15 protein-coding genes and 1 pseudogene are annotated in these 17,274 nt (G+C 57.5%); 8 read left to right on the top strand and 8 right to left on the bottom strand.

Going from position 1 to position 17,274, the window contains the following annotated elements:
• From BN1115_RS21790 to BN1115_RS14505, 5 genes and pseudogenes are all read right to left on the bottom strand, one after another.
• Positions 1-193 (bottom strand): annotated as a pseudogene (locus BN1115_RS21790) (IS1595 family transposase); the annotation flags it as partial.
• 119 nt (positions 194-312) lie between these two features.
• Positions 313-1,671, bottom strand: a complete 1,359-nt coding sequence (locus BN1115_RS14525) for an NCS2 family permease (RefSeq protein WP_042657710.1) — start codon at positions 1,669-1,671, stop codon at positions 313-315.
• Positions 1,672-1,976: 305 nt separating this feature from the next.
• Positions 1,977-2,189 (bottom strand): transcription antiterminator/RNA stability regulator CspE, encoded by a 213-nt coding sequence (cspE, locus tag BN1115_RS14520; RefSeq protein ID WP_005316548.1) that lies wholly within the window; start codon positions 2,187-2,189, stop codon positions 1,977-1,979.
• Between the two features lie 596 nt (positions 2,190-2,785).
• Positions 2,786-3,070 (bottom strand): DUF3811 domain-containing protein, encoded by a 285-nt coding sequence (yjbD, locus tag BN1115_RS14510; RefSeq protein WP_042657708.1) that lies wholly within the window; start codon positions 3,068-3,070, stop codon positions 2,786-2,788.
• Positions 3,071-3,216: 146 nt separating this feature from the next.
• Positions 3,217-4,119 carry a cation diffusion facilitator family transporter gene (locus tag BN1115_RS14505; RefSeq protein WP_042657707.1) on the bottom strand — a complete coding sequence of 301 codons (903 nt, stop codon included), beginning with the start codon at positions 4,117-4,119 and terminating at the stop codon, positions 3,217-3,219.
• Between the two features lie 464 nt (positions 4,120-4,583).
• On the opposite strand from BN1115_RS14505, the gene BN1115_RS22895 reads away from it, so the two are divergent.
• A complete protein-coding gene (locus BN1115_RS22895; protein ID WP_111809286.1) occupies positions 4,584-4,706 on the top strand; it encodes a hypothetical protein in 123 nt (40 codons plus the stop codon).
• Positions 4,707-4,810: 104 nt separating this feature from the next.
• Here the strand turns inward: BN1115_RS22895 and BN1115_RS14500 are convergent, their stop codons facing one another.
• Positions 4,811-5,566 (bottom strand): substrate-binding periplasmic protein, encoded by a 756-nt coding sequence (locus tag BN1115_RS14500; protein WP_128821708.1) that lies wholly within the window; start codon positions 5,564-5,566, stop codon positions 4,811-4,813.
• Between the two features lie 134 nt (positions 5,567-5,700).
• Complete coding sequence (locus tag BN1115_RS14495; RefSeq protein WP_005340181.1) at positions 5,701-6,288, bottom strand: single-stranded DNA-binding protein; 588 nt, start codon at positions 6,286-6,288, stop codon at positions 5,701-5,703.
• A gap of 373 nt (positions 6,289-6,661) precedes the next feature.
• On the opposite strand from BN1115_RS14495, the gene uvrA reads away from it, so the two are divergent.
• The 7 genes from uvrA to BN1115_RS14460 all read left to right on the top strand — a co-directional run bounded on the left by uvrA (position 6,662) and on the right by BN1115_RS14460 (position 16,320).
• Complete coding sequence (gene uvrA, locus BN1115_RS14490) at positions 6,662-9,490, top strand: excinuclease ABC subunit UvrA (RefSeq protein WP_042657706.1); 2,829 nt, start codon at positions 6,662-6,664, stop codon at positions 9,488-9,490.
• Positions 9,491-9,612: 122 nt separating this feature from the next.
• Complete coding sequence (locus BN1115_RS14485) at positions 9,613-11,289, top strand: sensor domain-containing diguanylate cyclase (protein ID WP_042657705.1); 1,677 nt, start codon at positions 9,613-9,615, stop codon at positions 11,287-11,289.
• Positions 11,290-11,746: 457 nt separating this feature from the next.
• Positions 11,747-12,361, top strand: a complete 615-nt coding sequence (ompW, locus tag BN1115_RS14480) for an outer membrane protein OmpW (RefSeq protein WP_042657704.1) — start codon at positions 11,747-11,749, stop codon at positions 12,359-12,361.
• A gap of 581 nt (positions 12,362-12,942) precedes the next feature.
• Positions 12,943-13,407 carry a Cys-tRNA(Pro) deacylase gene (ybaK, locus tag BN1115_RS14475; RefSeq protein ID WP_005336092.1) on the top strand — a complete coding sequence of 155 codons (465 nt, stop codon included), beginning with the start codon at positions 12,943-12,945 and terminating at the stop codon, positions 13,405-13,407.
• A gap of 147 nt (positions 13,408-13,554) precedes the next feature.
• The gene (locus BN1115_RS14470) at positions 13,555-14,463 is read left to right on the top strand and encodes a type 2 periplasmic-binding domain-containing protein (protein WP_042657703.1); all 909 of its coding nucleotides are present in this window, start codon (positions 13,555-13,557) and stop codon (positions 14,461-14,463) included.
• Between the two features lie 68 nt (positions 14,464-14,531).
• Positions 14,532-15,323 carry a substrate-binding periplasmic protein gene (locus BN1115_RS14465; RefSeq protein ID WP_042657702.1) on the top strand — a complete coding sequence of 264 codons (792 nt, stop codon included), beginning with the start codon at positions 14,532-14,534 and terminating at the stop codon, positions 15,321-15,323.
• Positions 15,324-15,435: 112 nt separating this feature from the next.
• Positions 15,436-16,320: a transporter substrate-binding domain-containing protein gene (locus BN1115_RS14460; protein WP_042657712.1), complete on the top strand. Its 885-nt coding sequence runs from the start codon at positions 15,436-15,438 to the stop codon at positions 16,318-16,320.
• Here BN1115_RS14460 and BN1115_RS14455 read toward each other — a convergent pair.
• Entirely contained in the window at positions 16,314-17,198 is an 885-nt protein-coding gene (locus BN1115_RS14455; protein WP_042657701.1) for a LysR family transcriptional regulator, read from the bottom strand. The genes BN1115_RS14460 and BN1115_RS14455 overlap by 7 nt on opposite strands.
• Between the last annotated feature and the right edge of the window lie 76 nt (positions 17,199-17,274).

Here is a 17,274-nt window from a genome sequence, read left to right as displayed (position 1 = left end):
CCCGACTCCATCCCCAAGGTGCCAGCTGGGTGACATCGGCCTGACAATATGGGCAGCCACTGCATGCCGGTAACTGAGTATTGAGCGAGGTAATGGTGTGGGGTGCAGTGAGCTCTTGCTGAGCAACACGGCGCTGGCGCAGTGTTAACTGGGGAAAGAGGGACAACAGGTGTTGAAAGGCTGGGGTATCCATGATGGTAGACCTCAAGGTGATGGCCTACTTCAAGCTTAGCCCTTCAACACGTAATTGGGACAGCGCCATGAAAAAGGGCCCCGCAGGGCCCTTCGCAACAACCGGAATAACCGGACGGGTTAGATGGCCCAGCCACCGGCATAGAAGACCACCAGCGCCAGGGCGATGATGACGGTGCCGACGTTCAGCTTCTTCCACTCGGCAGCGAAGATGCGGCCAACGACCAGTGCCACGAAGCCCAGCATGATGCCGGTCACGATGTTGCAGGTCAGTACGATGAAAACGGCGCACAGCATGCCGGCGAGGGCATCGACCGAGTCGCTGAAGTCCAGCTTGGTGACGTTGCCCAGCATCAGCAGACCGACGTACATCAGGGCCGGTGCGGTGGCGTAAGCCGGCACCAGATAACTCAGCGGGGAGAGGAAGATCATCAGCAGGAACAGCACGCCGACCAGCGCAGCGGTCAGGCCGGTCTTGCCACCGGCAGCGGTACCTGCGGCGGATTCGATGTAGACGGCCGCCGGAGCACCACCCACCACGCCAGCCACCATGCTGCTGACGGAGTCGGCAGTCAGGGCCTTGCCGCCGCTGATGATATGGCCACGTTCGTTGATAAGGCCCGCCTGACCGGCCACGGCACGGATGGTGCCGGTGGCGTCAAACACGGCGGTCATCACCAGCGCCAGCACGGTCGGAATCACTACCGGATTGAGGGCGCCCAGCAGATCCATGCTGCCTACCAGCGAACCTTTCTCGCCAGTCAGGCTCGGCATGGCGAAGAAGCCCTGCCAGGTCACTTTCGGATCGAAGATAAGGCCGAGGATGGATATGGCGATAATTACCATCAGGATGCCGCCCGGCACCTTGCGACGCTCCAGACCGAATATGGCAGCCAGACCCAGCACCGTCATGATGACCGGGAAGGAGGTCACTTCACCCAGCTGAACCGGCAGACCGGCCCCTTCGTTCTTGATCACCATGCCAACGCCGTTGGTGGCGATCAGCAGCAGGAACAGACCGATACCGATGCCGGTGCCGTGAGCGATGCCGGAGGGCAGGTTATCCAGGATCCACTGGCGCACGCCGGTGACGCTGATCAGGGTAAACAGCACACCCATCAGGAAGATGGCGCCCAGCGCGACCGGAATGCTCAGTCCCTGACCCAGTACCAGACTGAACGCGGTAAAGGCGGTGAGGGAGATGGCGCAACCGATGGCCATCGGCAGCTTGGCCCACAGACCCATCAGCAGGGAGCCGAAGGCGGCGATCAAACAGGTTGCCACGAAGACGGGGCCCTGCTCAAAACCGGCGGCACCCAGCATGTTCGGCACCACTATGATGCTGTAGACCATGGCCAGGAAGGTGGTCAAACCGGCCAACAGCTCCTGGCGCACACTACTGCCGCGCGCAGAAATGGAAAAATAAGAGTCCAAAAAGCCGCCCTGTGCTCGATTGGCGGCCATATCTTGCTTTGCCATAACTTATCCTGAAAGTGTGAAGGAAATCGTTTGCTTTTGTGGCGCGCAAAATAGCAAGAATTCGTGGCAAATACAGCGGATAACCTGACTTTTTCGTCACTATTTTACATTTTGAGCTCACTTGGAGCTCTTTGTCAGACTCAAGTGGTGAGAGTTTGTAAGGCAGGGATCAAATGGTCGGGCGGTGGGAGAACCGTGAGGAAAAAAGTGGGGAACAACAAAAAACCCGCCTAGGCGGGTTTTTTTAATTCTTGCAGAGCTGTCAGCGATTGGCGTGAGCCATCAGCGGCATGCTCAGGCTTGAATTACAGACCAACTACGTTGGCAGCAGCCGGGCCTTTCTGGCCTTGCTCGATGGTGAACTCAACGCGCTGACCTTCGTCCAGGGTTTTGAAGCTGGTGGACTGGATAGCGGAGAAGTGTACGAACACGTCTTTGCTGCCGTCAGCCGGGGAGATGAAACCAAAACCTTTCTCAGCGTTGAAGAACTTAACGGTACCAGTCATTTTGTTAGACATAATGATTTCCTTAAATAGTGTTGAATGCCACCTGGATGGCAATTTTTGATTTTTCGTCAGCAATACGTATGGGGAGCACTAAAGAAGGAGAATTATTTGATAAGAATTATCCGAGGATAACGCTTATGCTAATCACTGCTTTACTAAAATGACTGCCTAACATAATCAGGTCTGAACTGCCGAACCATCGAGAAAGATTAAAACACGCTCTCATTTTTAAAGCAAACTTTATCTCAATATTAATGTTTTGTAACATCCGAAAATCTCATCTTTTATAGTAAACATGATGCATTTCAACTGCATAGCGAAATCAGCAAGGATTCGCCTTACCCTGTAGAAAGCCGGGTTTGGCTTTTTTGTCCTGACTATGTAGCCAGTTCTGGCAAAAAATATGAAAAAAATGAAAGGGTAGCGATGGCTGGTGGCGTCTGTTTGCTTGGGTGTCGAGCCCGTCATGCCAAGCAACCATTTGACGCCAGGATTAACGCCAGAGCAGCGAACCAGTTAACAAGAGCAAATCGGATTCATCGTGCGCAGGCCAGAAATGCAAACGCCCGCTGGCACCAAGTGCGAGCGGGCGTTTTGGAAGCTGGGGGTCAGCGCTTGCTGCGAAACTTGTTGCTGACCGAGTCGATCCAGCTGAAGGTTTCTGGCAGTACCTGATTTTTGGCGCGTTCTTTGGCTTTCTCGCGGGCCAGCTTGGAGGCTACCTTGGCCGCTTCGGCGCGGTCGGCGACAATTTTCAGGCGACCCTCTTCGCGGATCTTGTTCCGCTCTCCGTTGCTCAGCTGGTGGTCTGCATTGGCTTGTGCCTTTTGCAATAACAAGGCTATCTCGGCTTTTTCAGCCTCGGTCAGATCTTTCATTTCCAGCTTTTTCACGGCGCGCTCCTGCGGCAGGGGGGTTAGATACCCTAACACAGTTGTGCCGATCACTTCTTATGCAATCGGCATTTAGGCCGCAAAAATGCGGGTTTGTGCCAGATCTCCGTTATTTCGCTGCCACTTTCCCACCTGTTTGCCACATTTCAGTTTATGGCGAGGGGGGATGGCACTCCTTGCTCCTCCGGCTCGACGTGGATCAGCACGATGGCGTGGGGCAGTTGTTGCATGATGGCGTGTTCGATGCGATCACAGATGTCGTGGGCTTCGCCGATGCTCATCTGCGGGGGCAAGGTGAGGTGAAAGTCGATATGGCGGCGGCGACCGGCACGACGACTGCGCAGATCGTGAAAACCGCTGGCGGCGGGACAGCATTCGGTGATGATGCGGCTGGTCATTGCCAGCTCTTCCGGGCTCATGCTCTGGTCGATCAGCGGTTGGAAGGCCTCGTTGAGCATGCTGATCGCCTCTCTGACAATAAAGATGGCGACCGCAATGGCGACCAGCGGGTCGAGGAGGGCGAGGGAGTGGCCGAACAGACCGGCCAGCCAGATGCCGCCAAGACCGGCGGCTACCCCGGCGGAGGTGAGCACGTCAGCCTTGAGATGGAGCGCATCGGCAGCCAACGCGACCGACTCCTCCTCTCTGGCGACTTTATATAGGTAAGCCGATACCCCGCTGTTGACCAGCGCCGAGATCACCATCACCAGTACGCCCCAGCCAATGCTCTCGATGGGGCTGGGAGCTATTAGCTTGTCGACGGCTTCGAAGATGATCCAGCCTGCGGCCAGCAAGATAAGCAGTGCTTCGATGACGCCGGAGACATTTTCAATCTTGTCGTGGCCATAGGGGTGACGCTCATCGGGCGGGAGATCGGATTTTTTTACTGCGAACAGGGCGATAAGGGCGGCGACCAGATCCATCGCGGAGTGGATGGCCTCCGAGATGATACTGACCGAGCCACTGGCGAAACCGGCTACGACCTTCATGATAATCAGACTGATATTGGAGCAGACCGACACCATGGCGGCTCTGGTTTTTCTGTTCATGTCACAGCTTCCTGAATAAAAACGGATATTTCGGTGCGGCGCGCATTATATCCGGCTGACCGGAAATAACCTATTCGGTGTTGTAACCTGATGTTTCTGGTGATATTGCGAATGCTTATGAAAATGGTGACGGCTTGAACGGCAATAAATAATGGGTGGAGTTTATATTTATCCATAAAAATATCTCGAAAGTGATGCGTTAATATAAGCATGACAACATTTAATAATGCGAATTACTCTTTTTCGGTCTTTCCTGTCGAGGTTGTGTGGCGTCAGTGTTCCGGGGGCTGAGCACTGCATTTTTTGGGCGAGAATGAGGCTGGATCCGGATGCCGCTGGAGGGTATGCTGGGTCTGGTGATGGTCTTGCACCATCCCACCAAGCGTACTGAAGTTGATGATTCGGATGGCATGCTGGCTCCCATGAGGAACCAACTGTCTGGGTAACATTTTTGGAGTTTGATGATGAGTAACAAAGAACATCACAACGGCAAAGATGCCAAGAAAAAACCGCAGATGTCACTGAAAGAGAAACGCGAAGCCAAACGTCAGAAAGCAGATCTGAAAAACGGCAGCGCAATGAAGTAACGCTCCTTTACTGCTGTTCCTTCGGAGCCAGTACAAAGCCAGCCTGTAATGGGCTGGCTTTTATGTTTCCGGGTTCGGGGCTGTCGTCTTGAACTGATGAATGTCTAGGGCTTGGCGCCGTACACCTCGAAAATTCGCTGATAGCTGCCATCCTTTTTCATTGCCTCGAGACGAGCGTTGAACAACTTGAGGGCATCAGCCGAGCGAAAGGCGAAGTGATAGACAGTGGGTGGGAAGAGGTCCGCTTGACTGACCTGGTTGTGCTCGTAGCGTTCGCCAGCCTGCGCCGTGGCGATCAGCTGGTCCAGATAGTAGTAGAACACCCGCTCTTCCAGTACCACCGCATCGACCCTGCCGCGCATCAGCTGGTGCACCTGTCCCTGCTGCTTGGCCACCTCCTCATAGTGAGGATTCTGGTTGGCCATGGTGGCAAACTCGCCCCCCAGAATGATCCTTGCCCGTTGAAAGGCGGTGACTCGTTTTGAATGCAGATCGTCCAGGGTACTGATATGGGTAGTGCGCAGGCTGAAGATCCGGTTATGGAAGGTAATGACGGGGCGGGTCAGAAAGAGGGGATCAACCATGCCGGGTCTGACGTTGATGATGGCATCCAGCTTGCCTGATTCGAACAGGCGGAAGGTGCGCTCCAGCGGCAGATATTCAAAGCTGGGCTCATAGTCGCTACCGGCGAACGCCTCTTTCAACAGATCCAGTTCGATGCCGCGGTTATCGCCTTCGATGACATAAGGAGGGATGGCAAAGCTGACCCCTACCTTGAGCGGTTGTGCCAGTAGTTGTCCGGGGAGAAAAATCGCCAGCAATAGCAGCATCCGGGCAATCGGTTTCATCGCACCTTTCATCAAGTGCTCCTGTGGCGCCGGTTCATGGCTGAATATGGGCCGTCACTAATAGAATACTCTTCCCTGCTGGTAGAGGTGCTCGGCTTGAATTAAAAAGACCCTGTTTTATCAGGGTCTTTTTAATATGTCTGTTCTTAGAACGGGATATCGTCGTCGAAATCCATCGGTGGTTCGTTATATACCGGCGGCGCAGATTGTGGCTGCTGGGCCGGACGGCCATAACCGCCTTGCGGCTGCATGTTTTGCTGCGGAGCCGGCGCCGGGCGCTGCTGGTTCATCGGCTGCTGGGCAGGCATGCTCTGCTGCGGCTGACCCCAGTTACCCTGGGATTGGCCACCCATGTTCTGGCCCATACCCTGACCGCCTTGTGGACGGCCACCCAGCATCTGCATCACGCCAGTGAAGCTGTCGACCAGCACTTCAGTGGTGTAACGCTCCTGGCCGCTCTGATCTTGCCATTTGCGGGTTTGCAGTTTGCCTTCGACATAGACCTGGGAGCCCTTCTTCAGGTACTCGCCAGCCACTTCGGCCAGTTTGCCCATGAAGACAACACGGTGCCATTCGGTACGCTCTTTCTGCTCACCGGTCTGTTTGTCGCGCCAGGTTTCAGAGGTAGCCAGAGTAATGTTGGTCACAGCACCGCCACTCGGCATGTAGCGTACTTCCGGGTCTTGCCCGAGGTTACCGATCAGAATGACTTTATTGATGCCTCGACTGGCCATAATCTCTCTTCCACCTTTATATTCCGGCCAGACTGAAAGCCTGGGCCAACCAAATGAGTTACCGCGCTTTTATCTTTCCCCATGTTGTTATCATATTGAACAACATAGTTTTTCTATATCCGTTGCAGCAATCAGGCTGATGTTTATCCATTACCTGGCTCACGTTTAGCCCCCAATAGTAACAGTTGATCACTCCGTGGGCGAGCGGTTGCTGGCATGGATTGAGGGTGGGGCCCCCTGCTTGGTCAGGGGATGACGGCACTTTTGTTCATAGTGAAAAAGGATAATGGCGATAGATAATGCCTGTCTATTCATCCAGTAGTCTCTATGCCATACTGACTCGCTCAGGTTTCTGTATCGAGCGTGCAACAAGATGGAAAAGATCGTGGTCCGGGGTGCTCGCACCCATAACCTCAAGAACATCAATCTGACCCTGCCCCGCGACAAGCTGATCGTGGTCACCGGCCTCTCCGGTTCGGGCAAATCCTCTCTGGCGTTCGATACCCTCTATGCCGAGGGGCAGCGCCGCTACGTGGAGTCCCTCTCCGCCTATGCCCGCCAGTTCCTCTCCCTGATGGAGAAGCCGGATGTAGACCATATCGAGGGGCTCTCGCCCGCTATTTCCATCGAGCAGAAGTCTACTTCCCACAACCCGCGCTCGACCGTCGGCACCATCACCGAAATCTACGACTACCTGCGTCTGCTGTTTGCCCGGGTCGGTGAGCCGCGCTGCCCGACCCATGCCATTCCGCTCGCCGCCCAGACCATCAGCCAGATGGTGGATCAGGTGCTGGCCCAGCCCGAAGGCGCCAAGCTGATGCTGCTGGCCCCGGTGGTGCGTGATCGCAAGGGGGAACACGCCAAGCTGCTGGAGAATCTGGCGGCCCAGGGTTACATCCGTGCCCGCATCGATGGCGAGGTGTGCGATCTCTCAGACCCGCCCGCGCTGGAGCTGCACAAGAAGCACACCATCGAGGTGGTGGTGGATCGCTTCAAGGTGCGCGATGACCTGGCGTTGCGGCTGGCCGAATCGTTCGAGACGGCGCTGACCCTCTCCGGTGGCATCGTGCAGGTCGTGCCGATGGATGGAGAGGAGGGGGCTGCCCCCATGACCTTCTCCGCCAACTTCGCCTGCCCGGAGTGCGGCTACTCCATGTCGGAGCTGGAGCCGCGCATCTTCTCCTTCAACAACCCGGCCGGTGCCTGCCCGACTTGTGACGGCCTCGGGGTGCAGCAATATTTCGATCCGGCCAAGGTGATCGGCGATCCTGCCATCAGCCTGGCCAACGGCGCCATCCGTGGCTGGGACAAGCGCAGCTTCTATTACTTCCAGATGCTGAAATCCCTCTCCGAGCACTACAAGTTCGATCTGGATACGCCGTGGGAAGATCTGCCGCCGAAGACCCAGGAGGTGATCCTGCGTGGTTCTGGCCGCACCGAGATCGAGTTCCGTTATATGAACGATCGCGGCGATGTAGTGGTGCGCAAGCACCCGTTCGAGGGGATCCTGCACAACATGGAGCGGCGCTACCGGGAAACCGAGTCCAACTCGGTGCGCGAAGAGCTCTCCAAATACATCGCCAACAAATCCTGTACCAGCTGCGGTGGCAGCCGACTGCGGGAAGAGGCGCGTCATGTCTTCGTCGACAACCGCAACCTGCCCGCCATCGCCGAGCAGTCTATCGGCGATGCGCTCGCCTTCTTTGAAGGGTTGAACCTGACCGGCCAGCGAGCCCAGATTGCCGAGAAGATCCTGAAAGAGATCGTCGAGCGACTCGGCTTCCTGGTGAACGTCGGCCTCAACTACCTGAGCCTGTCGCGCAGCGCCGAGACCCTCTCCGGTGGTGAAGCCCAGCGGATCCGGCTGGCGAGCCAGATCGGTGCCGGTCTGGTAGGGGTGATGTATGTGCTCGATGAGCCTTCCATCGGCCTGCACCAGCGCGACAATGAGCGGCTGCTCAAGACTCTCACCCATCTGCGCGATCTCGGCAACACCGTCATCGTGGTGGAGCACGACGAGGATGCCATTCGCCTCGCTGACCACGTGCTCGATATCGGCCCGGGGGCTGGCGTGCACGGTGGAGAGATTGTTGCGCAGGGCACCCCCCAACAGATTATCGACAATCCGGAATCGCTGACCGGTGACTACCTCTCTGGCCGCAAGCAGATCGCCATCCCGGCCGAGCGCACGCCACTCACCGGCAAGTGGTTGAAACTCAAGGGGGCGAGCGGCAACAACCTGCGTAACGTCAACCTGGATCTGCCGATCGGGGTGATGACCTGCGTCACCGGCGTCTCCGGCTCCGGCAAGTCCACCCTGATCAACGACACCCTGTTCCGTATCGCTCACCGTGAACTGAACAAGGCGACCGAGTCTACGCCTGCGCCCTATCGCAGCGTCGAGGGGCTGGAGCATCTGGACAAGGTGGTGGATATCGACCAGAGCCCCATCGGCCGTACGCCGCGCTCCAACCCGGCCACCTACACCGGTCTGTTTACCCCGATCCGCGAGCTGCTCTCCGGCACCCAGGAGGCGCGCTCTCGCGGTTACCTGCCGGGCCGTTTCTCCTTCAACGTCAAGGGCGGTCGCTGCGAGGCGTGTCAGGGGGATGGGGTCATCAAGGTGGAGATGCACTTCCTGCCGGATGTCTACGTGCCTTGCGACGTCTGCAAGGGCAAGCGCTATAACCGCGAGACCCTGGAGGTGAAATACAAGGGCAAGAACATCCACGAGATCCTCGACATGACAGTGGAAGATGCCCGCGAGTTCTTCGATCCGGTGCCGGCAGTGGCGCGCAAGTTGCAAACCCTGATGGATGTGGGCCTCTCTTACATTCGCCTTGGTCAGTCAGCGACCACTCTCTCTGGCGGCGAGGCGCAGCGGGTCAAGCTGGCGCGGGAGCTCTCCAAGCGGGATACCGGTCAGACCCTCTATATTCTGGACGAGCCGACTACCGGGTTGCACTTCCACGACATCCAGCAACTGCTCAAGGTACTGCACCAGTTGCGGGATCGCGGTAATACCATCGTCATCATCGAGCACAACCTGGACGTGGTGAAAACTGCCGACTGGATCGTCGATCTGGGGCCGGAGGGGGGCGCCGGTGGCGGCCGAATTTTGGTGACGGGGACGCCAGAGGAGATCTGCGGCCATAAAGAGTCTCATACAGCTCGTTTTTTGCGACCGCTATTGACCAGATAAACCGTTATAATCGGGGGGCCTTTGGCCCCTCTTTACTATGAAAATCGGGAGCCTGCAGGTGCGGCTCGTGTAATGCGGGCAGGCTGGGTATCACGGCATCATGGTAATGGATATATCGGGTTATGGCTCAGGCTCCGCGCACGATTGATCATCAGTTGGCTTACTCCATGTTCCCCATCTGGCTGGGGGCTATCCTGCTGCTATTGTTCCTGCTGGCCTGGGCCCAGATCCCGGCGGCCAGCCGGATTGAAGAGCAGCGCATGAAGGATCACCTGCTGCGAGTAAGTCGGGTGGTGCAGTCCGATGTCGCAGCTCTGGATGCATTCAGTCGGGATTGGGGCATCTGGGATGATAGCCACCGCTTTATAGGCAACAGAAACAGGATGTACATCGAATCCAATCTGTTCAACGACATGCCAATGCGGGATTTCAGCCTCAACCTGATGAGCTTTATGGATCTCGGGGGGCACGAAATCTGGACGCGCACCCTGCTTCCCGATGCGCCCGGGATCAATCCTGATCAGTTTCCCTATTTCCTCGACGAGCTGAAAAAACAGCTCAAAGAGCAGTCTATGGCGCAGGGTGGGGCCAACCTGCATGGCATCCGAGCCTCCCAGTGGGGACCACTGATGTACTCCTGGCAGCCGATCAGAAACAGTGACGGCTCTGCGCCGTTCAACGGTTTTTTGCTGGTGATGCGTTGGCTCGACACCGCTTATCTCGAGCAGGTATCGGAGCGAACCGAGCTGCCACTGGCGATCTCCCATACCAATCTGGATGTCACCACCTCCTTCAAACCGTTGAAATCGCAAATGACCTATCGCCTGATTGACCTGGGGCTGGATCGGCTGAGGGGAGAGGTGCGGCTGCTCAACAGCGATAACCTGCCGGTGTTGACGCTGGTCATTGAGGAGGAGCGCAAAGTATTGGGCAGTGTGCTGGAGGGGGCGCTCTGGACCTTTGTGGGCATGCTGTTTATCAGTTTTGTCTGCATCATGATCGCCATGTACCGACTCAACAGTATTGTGCTTACCCCGTTGCAACAGCTGGTGTCGGCGTTGCAGCGTTTTGGCGATCGGCCAGATGTCAATTTGATCCCGTTTATCGACAGCAGTGCCGAAATGGCGACCTTGAGTGGCAAGTTCAGGGAGATGGCTAGCAAGGTAAACCAGCAACACGATGCGTTGCTGGAGCGATCCTGTCAGATGGAGATGGCGGCGTTCACCGATCCCTTGACCCGTTGCTTCAATCGCCGCTATCTGGATGGCTGGTTGCAGGCTAACGGAGCCAAGCCTTGTTTGCTGTTGCTGCTGGATCTCGATCATTTCAAACGGATAAATGATCGATTTGGTCATGACATCGGGGATCTGGTGTTGAAGCAACTGGCTGAACTGCTGCGCAAGCTGGTGGTGAGTGAATCAGAACCGATTATCCGACTGGGGGGAGAGGAGTTTTTACTGTTGTTGCAGGTGGATAACGAACAGGAGTTGGCGTTGCGAGCCGAATACCTCAGGCTGCGTGTTGCCCAGCACCGCTTTGGTTTCGAAGACAGGCCGCTATGGTTGACGGTGTCGTTGGGGTACTGTCGCTATCCGTTGCATCCTGAATGTCCGGATTCATTCTGGAGCCACAGTTTCAAGCTGGCTGATATGGCGCTCTATCAGGCCAAGTTGGGAGGGCGCAATCGGTGGTGCGGGTATGGCGGTTCCCCGTCTCCTCGCGATGTGATGGGCCAGACTCCGGAACAGCTTGTCGAAGGGGCGGTTCTCACACAATACTCATCTGCAAGCCTTGATTAACCGTGTTTTACCAGGACCAGATAGGCCAGCGCGACAATAAAACCGAGCAGGATAAAGAGAAAGGATCCGATTCCCCACACGGCCGCGAGAAAGGCCCCCACCTTTTGCCATCTCGACTCATTCTTCATAAATAAACCATTACCTCCCAATAACTTGCGTGGCGCAAAAATACGCTGATTTGCTCATCTTAACAACAATTAATCGTTGTCCAGTACGGCTGAAAGGTATCATTGGTATACCTCTTTTGGCGTTGGGTGCGGGCGGCGCAGGTATCCAGGAATGGGCATGGCGGCGTGTTATCTGGGGGAACGACAAGATTGGGATGGTGCGCAAAGATGTCACAGCAATCGATTTATTTCTGTGCAACTTTTGCTTCAGGTCAATAACTTTGCATTTACAAGGGCATATAGTCAGCGGGCTTACAGCATCAAATGAAAACAAAAAAAGGGATTACGTGATGAAAAAGTTACTTCCTCTGATGATTGCCGCTGCAGTGACCTCTCCTTTCGCCATGGCCCACCAGGCTGGCGATATTCTGGTTCGTGGTGGTTTGGCTGTAGTGTCTCCCCAAGAGAGCAGCGATGACGTATTGGGTACCGGTGAATTCGAGATTAACAGCAATCAACAGCTTGGCCTGACCCTCGGTTATATGATCACCGACAACTGGGGTGTTGAGTTGCTGGCTGCAACCCCCTTCTCCCATCGAGTGAGCACTCGCGATCTTGGTGAGATTGCCAAGGTTAAGCATCTGCCTCCAACATTGATGGCTCAGTACTATTTTGGCGATGCCCAGAGCAAGGTTCGTCCATATGTTGGTGTGGGTGTGAACTACACCACCTTCTTTGATGAGAAGGGGGTGGGAGCACTTGATGGTGCGAATATTAGCCTTGATGATTCTTGGGGGTTGGCTGGTCAGGTTGGTATCGATATGGCTGTTACTGATCGCTGGTTTGTAAACGGCTCTGCCTGGATTATGGATATCGATACCGATGTGAAAGTTGATGGTGTTGGTACCTTCAAAACGCATATCGACCCGATGGCCTTTATGGTGGGTGTTGGCTACCGCTTCTGATGATTTGATGCTGACAGCGGCCCTGAAAGGATTGCCTTTCATTTGATGGGGCCTACCTCCTTGTGTCCCGGCACCAGACGCTCTTCCATTTCCGGCGGTATGGCCACAACTGCCCACGCCCTCACAATGTGGCTTGTGCGTACGTTTGCCCTGACGGAGGCTGATGATTAAGGCTCTGTCAAAATTATGTGTTGAAAGGCTGTACAGATCTAATTGTCACTAGACACCGGCCTGAGGCCGGTGTTTTTCTGTTACTTTAGTGCGATCTTCCTTCGGTATCAATTGCATACCTTTCTTGAACAGGCCATTGCACAGGGTTGCGAACTCATCGTCTTGCGGCGTTCGGGGTGGGGTTAGTTGCATATGGGCTCCTGCGGTATGGGGTCGTGGCTGCGTCAAAGGGTTAAAGCAATACCCGTTTGGGCTCAGTTTGGTCAAGTTTTCTGGTCGGCCGCCGCCAGCGTGCATGGCTGGCGGCCAGTCAATCGCCCTTGCGACTTGCATCCCCCCTTGCATCACCCCAGAGTGAGGCGCAGACTGTTTGGCCTTGTTTTTATGCGATTCGATTCAAGGCAACCATCATGACTCCTGCCATCAACCTGCTGAAGAAGCTCAAAATTCCCCACAAGCTCTACCCCTACGAGTGCGAAGCCCACGACGATTTCGGCAAGCATGCCGCGACCCAGCTCGGGCTGCCGGAGGCGCAGGTGTTCAAGACCCTGGTCGCCCATCACGACAAGCAGGCGGTGGTGGCCATCGTTCCCTCATCCGGTATGTGCAGCCTGAAACAGCTGGCCAAGGCGACCGGCCTCAAGAAGGTGGAGATGATGAAACCGGCGGAGGCGGAGAAGCTGACCGGTTACAAGGTGGGTGGCATCAGCCCGCTGGCCCAGAAGAAGCTGTTGCCTACCGTGCTCGACGAGTCGGCGCTGCAGTTTGACGAGATCCTGGTGAGTGGCGGCAAGCGCGGCCTCTCGGTCGGGGTGGCGCCGCAGGATATGCTGACGCTGATGAAGTGGATCGCCGCTCCCATCGGCGAAGAGTAGTGCCGGGCTCGGCATGATCCCGCGCTCCGGGCCGGTGGTGGCCCGGATTGCACCACCTGTGATCGGGCGCGCAAGCCGCAACTGGCCCGCCCTCAACGGGGGGAGAGCCAGTCTATACTGGGTGAACCCCGTTGTATGAGTTCAGCCATGATCTATCGACTTCTGTTGCTCTGCCTCTGTGTATCCTTCCCCTCTGCCTTGCTGGCTGCCACCCGTTTTACGCTGCTCAGTCCTGAAAACAGTCAGGATATGCGGATGCGTTATTACCGTGAGGTGATGCAGCTGGCGCTGGAGAAGACCCGCCCCGAATATGGCGATTACGAGTTGCTGGACTCCTTGCCGATGAACAAGGCGCGGATGCGGATCGAGGTGCAGGAGCAGGGCGAAAACGCCCTGTTTATTGTCGACAGCTGGCCCTATCAGGGGGAAGCTGTGGCGGGTCAGGGCGCGGCGGATCAGGTGGCATCGATCCCGTTCCCGATCGATATGGGGATCCTCGGCTATCGGGTCTGTTTCGTCGGCTCGGATCGCGCTGCCGAGCTGGTGCGGGTGAACACCCTAGATCAGTTGCGCCACTTCACTCTGGGGGCGGGCACCGGCTGGCAGGATGCGGTGATCCTGCGCCACGGCGGATTGACCGTGCATGAGGTGGATAACTACGAGTCGCTGTTTCGCATGGTGGCGCGCGGGCGCATCGACCTCTTCTGCCGTGGGGCCAACGAGATCCTGCCGGAGTGGCAATCTCATCAGGGCAAGGTGGCCGGGTTGACGATCGATCGCCATCTGGCCCTCTTCTATCCGCTGATCCACGTGTTCTACAGCAATGCCCACTATGTTCAGGAGCGCGAGCGTCTTGTGCGCGGTCTGCAACTGGCCTGGCAGGATGGTTCCCTCAAGCGGCTCTGGCGTCACCACTTCCAGTCCTCGCTGGTGTTCGCCAATCTGGGGGCTCGCCAGATCTTCCGGCTCGGCAACCCGCTGCTACTCAAGGCGGGTTTTGACTATCGCCCCTACCTTTACAATCCGCAGGCGGATGATTTCGGTTCACTGCCCTGAGCCGGGTTATCAGGTGCACTGGCTCTGATAGAGTAAGGGAGAGATCGTTGCCGCCAAGGAGATGGCCCATGCGCGTATCTGCCCGCATCCTGCTCTTCATCGCGTTGCTGCTGCCCGCCACCGGCAGCGCGGCCCCGGCCTTTACGCTGCGTACCTGCCTCGAAAACAGTGACTCCTACCCCTGGCTGCTGCAATCGGGCGAGGGGGTTGTGCAGTATCACCTCAAGGCGGTTGCCACCGCCCTCAATGCCGAGATCGAGCTGACGCCGCTGCCGTGGAAGCGCTGCCTCTCGCAGGTGAGCAGTGGCCAGATGGATGCGGCCATCAAGATGAGTTACAGCGTCGAGCGGGCGACCAAGGTGGGGGGTTATCCCATGCGCGGGGGCAAACCCGACCCCGCCAAGCGGCTGCTGACCGAGAGCTACAGCCTCTATCAGCTCAAGGGGGGCAAGAGCCAGTGGGATGGCACCACTCTCAGGGTCAAGGGCATGGTGGCGGCCCAGTCGGGATTTTCCATCGTCGACTTGTTGCTGGCGGCGGGGGCCGAGGTGGACGACTCCAGCCGTGACCCGCTGATCATGTTGAAAAAGCTGGTGATGGATCGGGCGCAGGCGACGGCCATCCAGACCGAGGTGGCTGACAGCATTCTGGCGGCCCATCCCGAGCTGCAGGCCCGTATCGAGCGGCTGTCGCCGGTGCTGGTGGAGAAACCCTACTATCTGGTCTTCTCTCACCACTTCTATCAGGCCCATCCCCGACAAAGCCGGCAGGTGTGGGATGCCATCGAGCAGGTGCGCGACTCAGCTGCCTACCAACGTTACGCCGCGTCGCTCAGAAACACGCCTCCGGCGGGGGAGTAGGCTGATGGACGCAGCTGGCCAAAAAGGGGAAGAGACCATGGGGTGGTGGCTGGGTCGGGCGCCCGCGCTCGGGGGCTACACTGAAAGTACCCCTTCAGCCAATGCCCGGTTTATGTCCCCCCTGCATCTGCTGGCCGCCGTTCTGCCCTGCATGTTGTCGCTGACCGGGCAGGCGGCCACCCGGTTTACCTACATCAGCCCGGAGAGCGAGCGGGACCCGCGCACCACCTATGATCGGGAGTTGTTGCGGCTCGCCCTCGACAAGACCCGCGACCAGTTTGGCGACTATGAGCTGGTCCCCGCACCGCCCATGACCAAGGCGCGCGAGCGGCTCAGTATGCAGCTTGACAGCTACCCCAACCTCTTTGTGATGGACAGCTACAGCAGCACCAGCGAGGGGCTGGGGCTCACCTATGTCCGTTTTCCCATCCATCTTGGGATCGTCAGTTACCGCATCTGTTTTGTCAGCCCACAGCAAAAGGCGGCGGTGAGCAGAGTGACCGACCTCAAGGGGCTGCGCCAGTTCACCTTTGGTCAGGGCAAGGGGTGGCTGGATGTGGATATCCTGCGCTACGCCGGGATGGAGGTGGTGGAAGTGGAGGGGTACGAGAAGCTGTTCAAGATGGTGGCGCGGGGTCGCTTCGATCTCTTCTGCCGCGGGGCGAGCGAGCTGCGCAGCGAGCAGCTCACCCACAAGGAGATAGCGGATCTGCTGGTGGATGAGGCGCTGTTGATCTACTACCCGCTGCCCCGGGTCTTCTACACCAACCCCAATAATCGCGAGGCGCTGCAACGGGTCGAGCAGGGGTTGCAACTGGCATGGCAGGATGGCTCGCTACAGGCGCTGTGGCGCAAGAGTTTTGGCCCGGCCATCGCCTTTGCCAAGTTTTCCCAGCGCAGACTGCTGCGGCTGGATAACCCCTTTCTCGAGGGGATCAGCTTCGATTACCGCCCCTACTTCTACAACCCGCAGACCGATCGCTTCGGTGATTATTGAGGTGCCTGCCGCGTGCGACAGAGGGCCAGCCAGGCCTCGGCGGTGCGCGACAGATAGCGCTCGCTCGGCCAGATCACCCCGAGTCTCCAGCTCAGTTCGGGCTCCAGCGGCCGCAGCACCAACCCATCGGGCGTCAGCCGGTTGCAGACCGGCTCCGGCAAGAAGGCGACCCCCATGCCGCTGCGTACCATGGCGGTGAGAAAATCCCACTGGCTGCTGCGCGCCGCCACCTGAGGCACAAAGCCCGCCTCCTGACACGCCTGCTCCAGCCGCTCGCTCAGGGTAAACGCCTGGGTATAGAGCAGGAAGGGCTCATCCTGCAGGGATTCCAGCCGCAGCGGTGCCTCGCCATGCCAGCGCGGTTGATCAGGCAGCACCACCCTAATCGGGTATTGATCCAGCTCCAGCGCGCTGAGGGCGCCCCCCTCTTTGGTCGGCAGCATGGTGATGGCGAGATCCAGCTCCCCCTCCAGCACCGCCTGTTCGATACGGCGACCGCCGTACTCCACCAGTGTCAGCTCCACCTTGGGATAGCGGGTGCGGTAGGCGCGGATCAGATCCGCATAGACGTGCCCCACCATAGGGGGAATGCCGAGTGTGAGGCGACCGTGTTGCAGGCTCTGCAGATCCGCCAGTTCGGCCTCCAGCTGCTGCATCTCCGCCAGGATGGTCTGGGCCCGGTTGAACAGCACCTGGCCGCTGTCGGTCAGGGTGAAGCGACGCCCTTCCCGGTTGAGCAGGGGTTGGCCCAGCTCCTCTTCGATATTGCGGATCATCTTGCTGATGGTGGGCTGGGTGACGAACAGCTTTTCGGAGGCGCGGGTGAAGCTTTTTTCCCGCACCAGTTCGACAAAATAGCGCAGGGCGCGAATATCCATGGACTCTCTCGACTCGTGTTGGCGGGTAGGGGATGAAGTATGCCTATGCGGCATGAATTTGATAATTTTAATTCAT

This window comes from Aeromonas allosaccharophila (assembly GCF_000819685.1).
Lineage (GTDB): Bacteria > Pseudomonadota > Gammaproteobacteria > Enterobacterales > Aeromonadaceae > Aeromonas > Aeromonas allosaccharophila.
The sequence above is the reverse complement of the archived record's forward strand: the minus strand, read 5'-3'. Positions and strand labels throughout refer to the sequence as shown.

Bases quoted from the DNA above. Each gene is read 5' to 3' on its own strand.
- BN1115_RS14525 (WP_042657710.1), bottom strand. From the start codon at position 1,671: ATGGCAAAGCAAGATATGGCCGCCAATCGAGCACAGGGCGGCTTTTTG.
- cspE (WP_005316548.1), bottom strand. From the start codon at position 2,189: ATGTCTAACAAAATGACTGGTACCGTTAAGTTCTTCAACGCTGAGAAA.
- BN1115_RS14505 (WP_042657707.1), bottom strand. From the start codon at position 4,119: ATGAACAGAAAAACCAGAGCCGCCATGGTGTCGGTCTGCTCCAATATC.
- BN1115_RS22895 (WP_111809286.1), top strand. From the start codon at position 4,584: ATGAGTAACAAAGAACATCACAACGGCAAAGATGCCAAGAAAAAACCG.
- BN1115_RS14500 (WP_128821708.1), bottom strand. From the start codon at position 5,566: ATGAAAGGTGCGATGAAACCGATTGCCCGGATGCTGCTATTGCTGGCG.
- BN1115_RS14495 (WP_005340181.1), bottom strand. From the start codon at position 6,288: ATGGCCAGTCGAGGCATCAATAAAGTCATTCTGATCGGTAACCTCGGG.
- uvrA (WP_042657706.1), top strand. From the start codon at position 6,662: ATGGAAAAGATCGTGGTCCGGGGTGCTCGCACCCATAACCTCAAGAAC.
- BN1115_RS14485 (WP_042657705.1), top strand. From the start codon at position 9,613: ATGGCTCAGGCTCCGCGCACGATTGATCATCAGTTGGCTTACTCCATG.
- ompW (WP_042657704.1), top strand. From the start codon at position 11,747: ATGAAAAAGTTACTTCCTCTGATGATTGCCGCTGCAGTGACCTCTCCT.
- ybaK (WP_005336092.1), top strand. From the start codon at position 12,943: ATGACTCCTGCCATCAACCTGCTGAAGAAGCTCAAAATTCCCCACAAG.
- BN1115_RS14470 (WP_042657703.1), top strand. From the start codon at position 13,555: ATGATCTATCGACTTCTGTTGCTCTGCCTCTGTGTATCCTTCCCCTCT.
- BN1115_RS14465 (WP_042657702.1), top strand. From the start codon at position 14,532: ATGCGCGTATCTGCCCGCATCCTGCTCTTCATCGCGTTGCTGCTGCCC.
- BN1115_RS14460 (WP_042657712.1), top strand. From the start codon at position 15,436: ATGTCCCCCCTGCATCTGCTGGCCGCCGTTCTGCCCTGCATGTTGTCG.
- BN1115_RS14455 (WP_042657701.1), bottom strand. From the start codon at position 17,198: ATGGATATTCGCGCCCTGCGCTATTTTGTCGAACTGGTGCGGGAAAAA.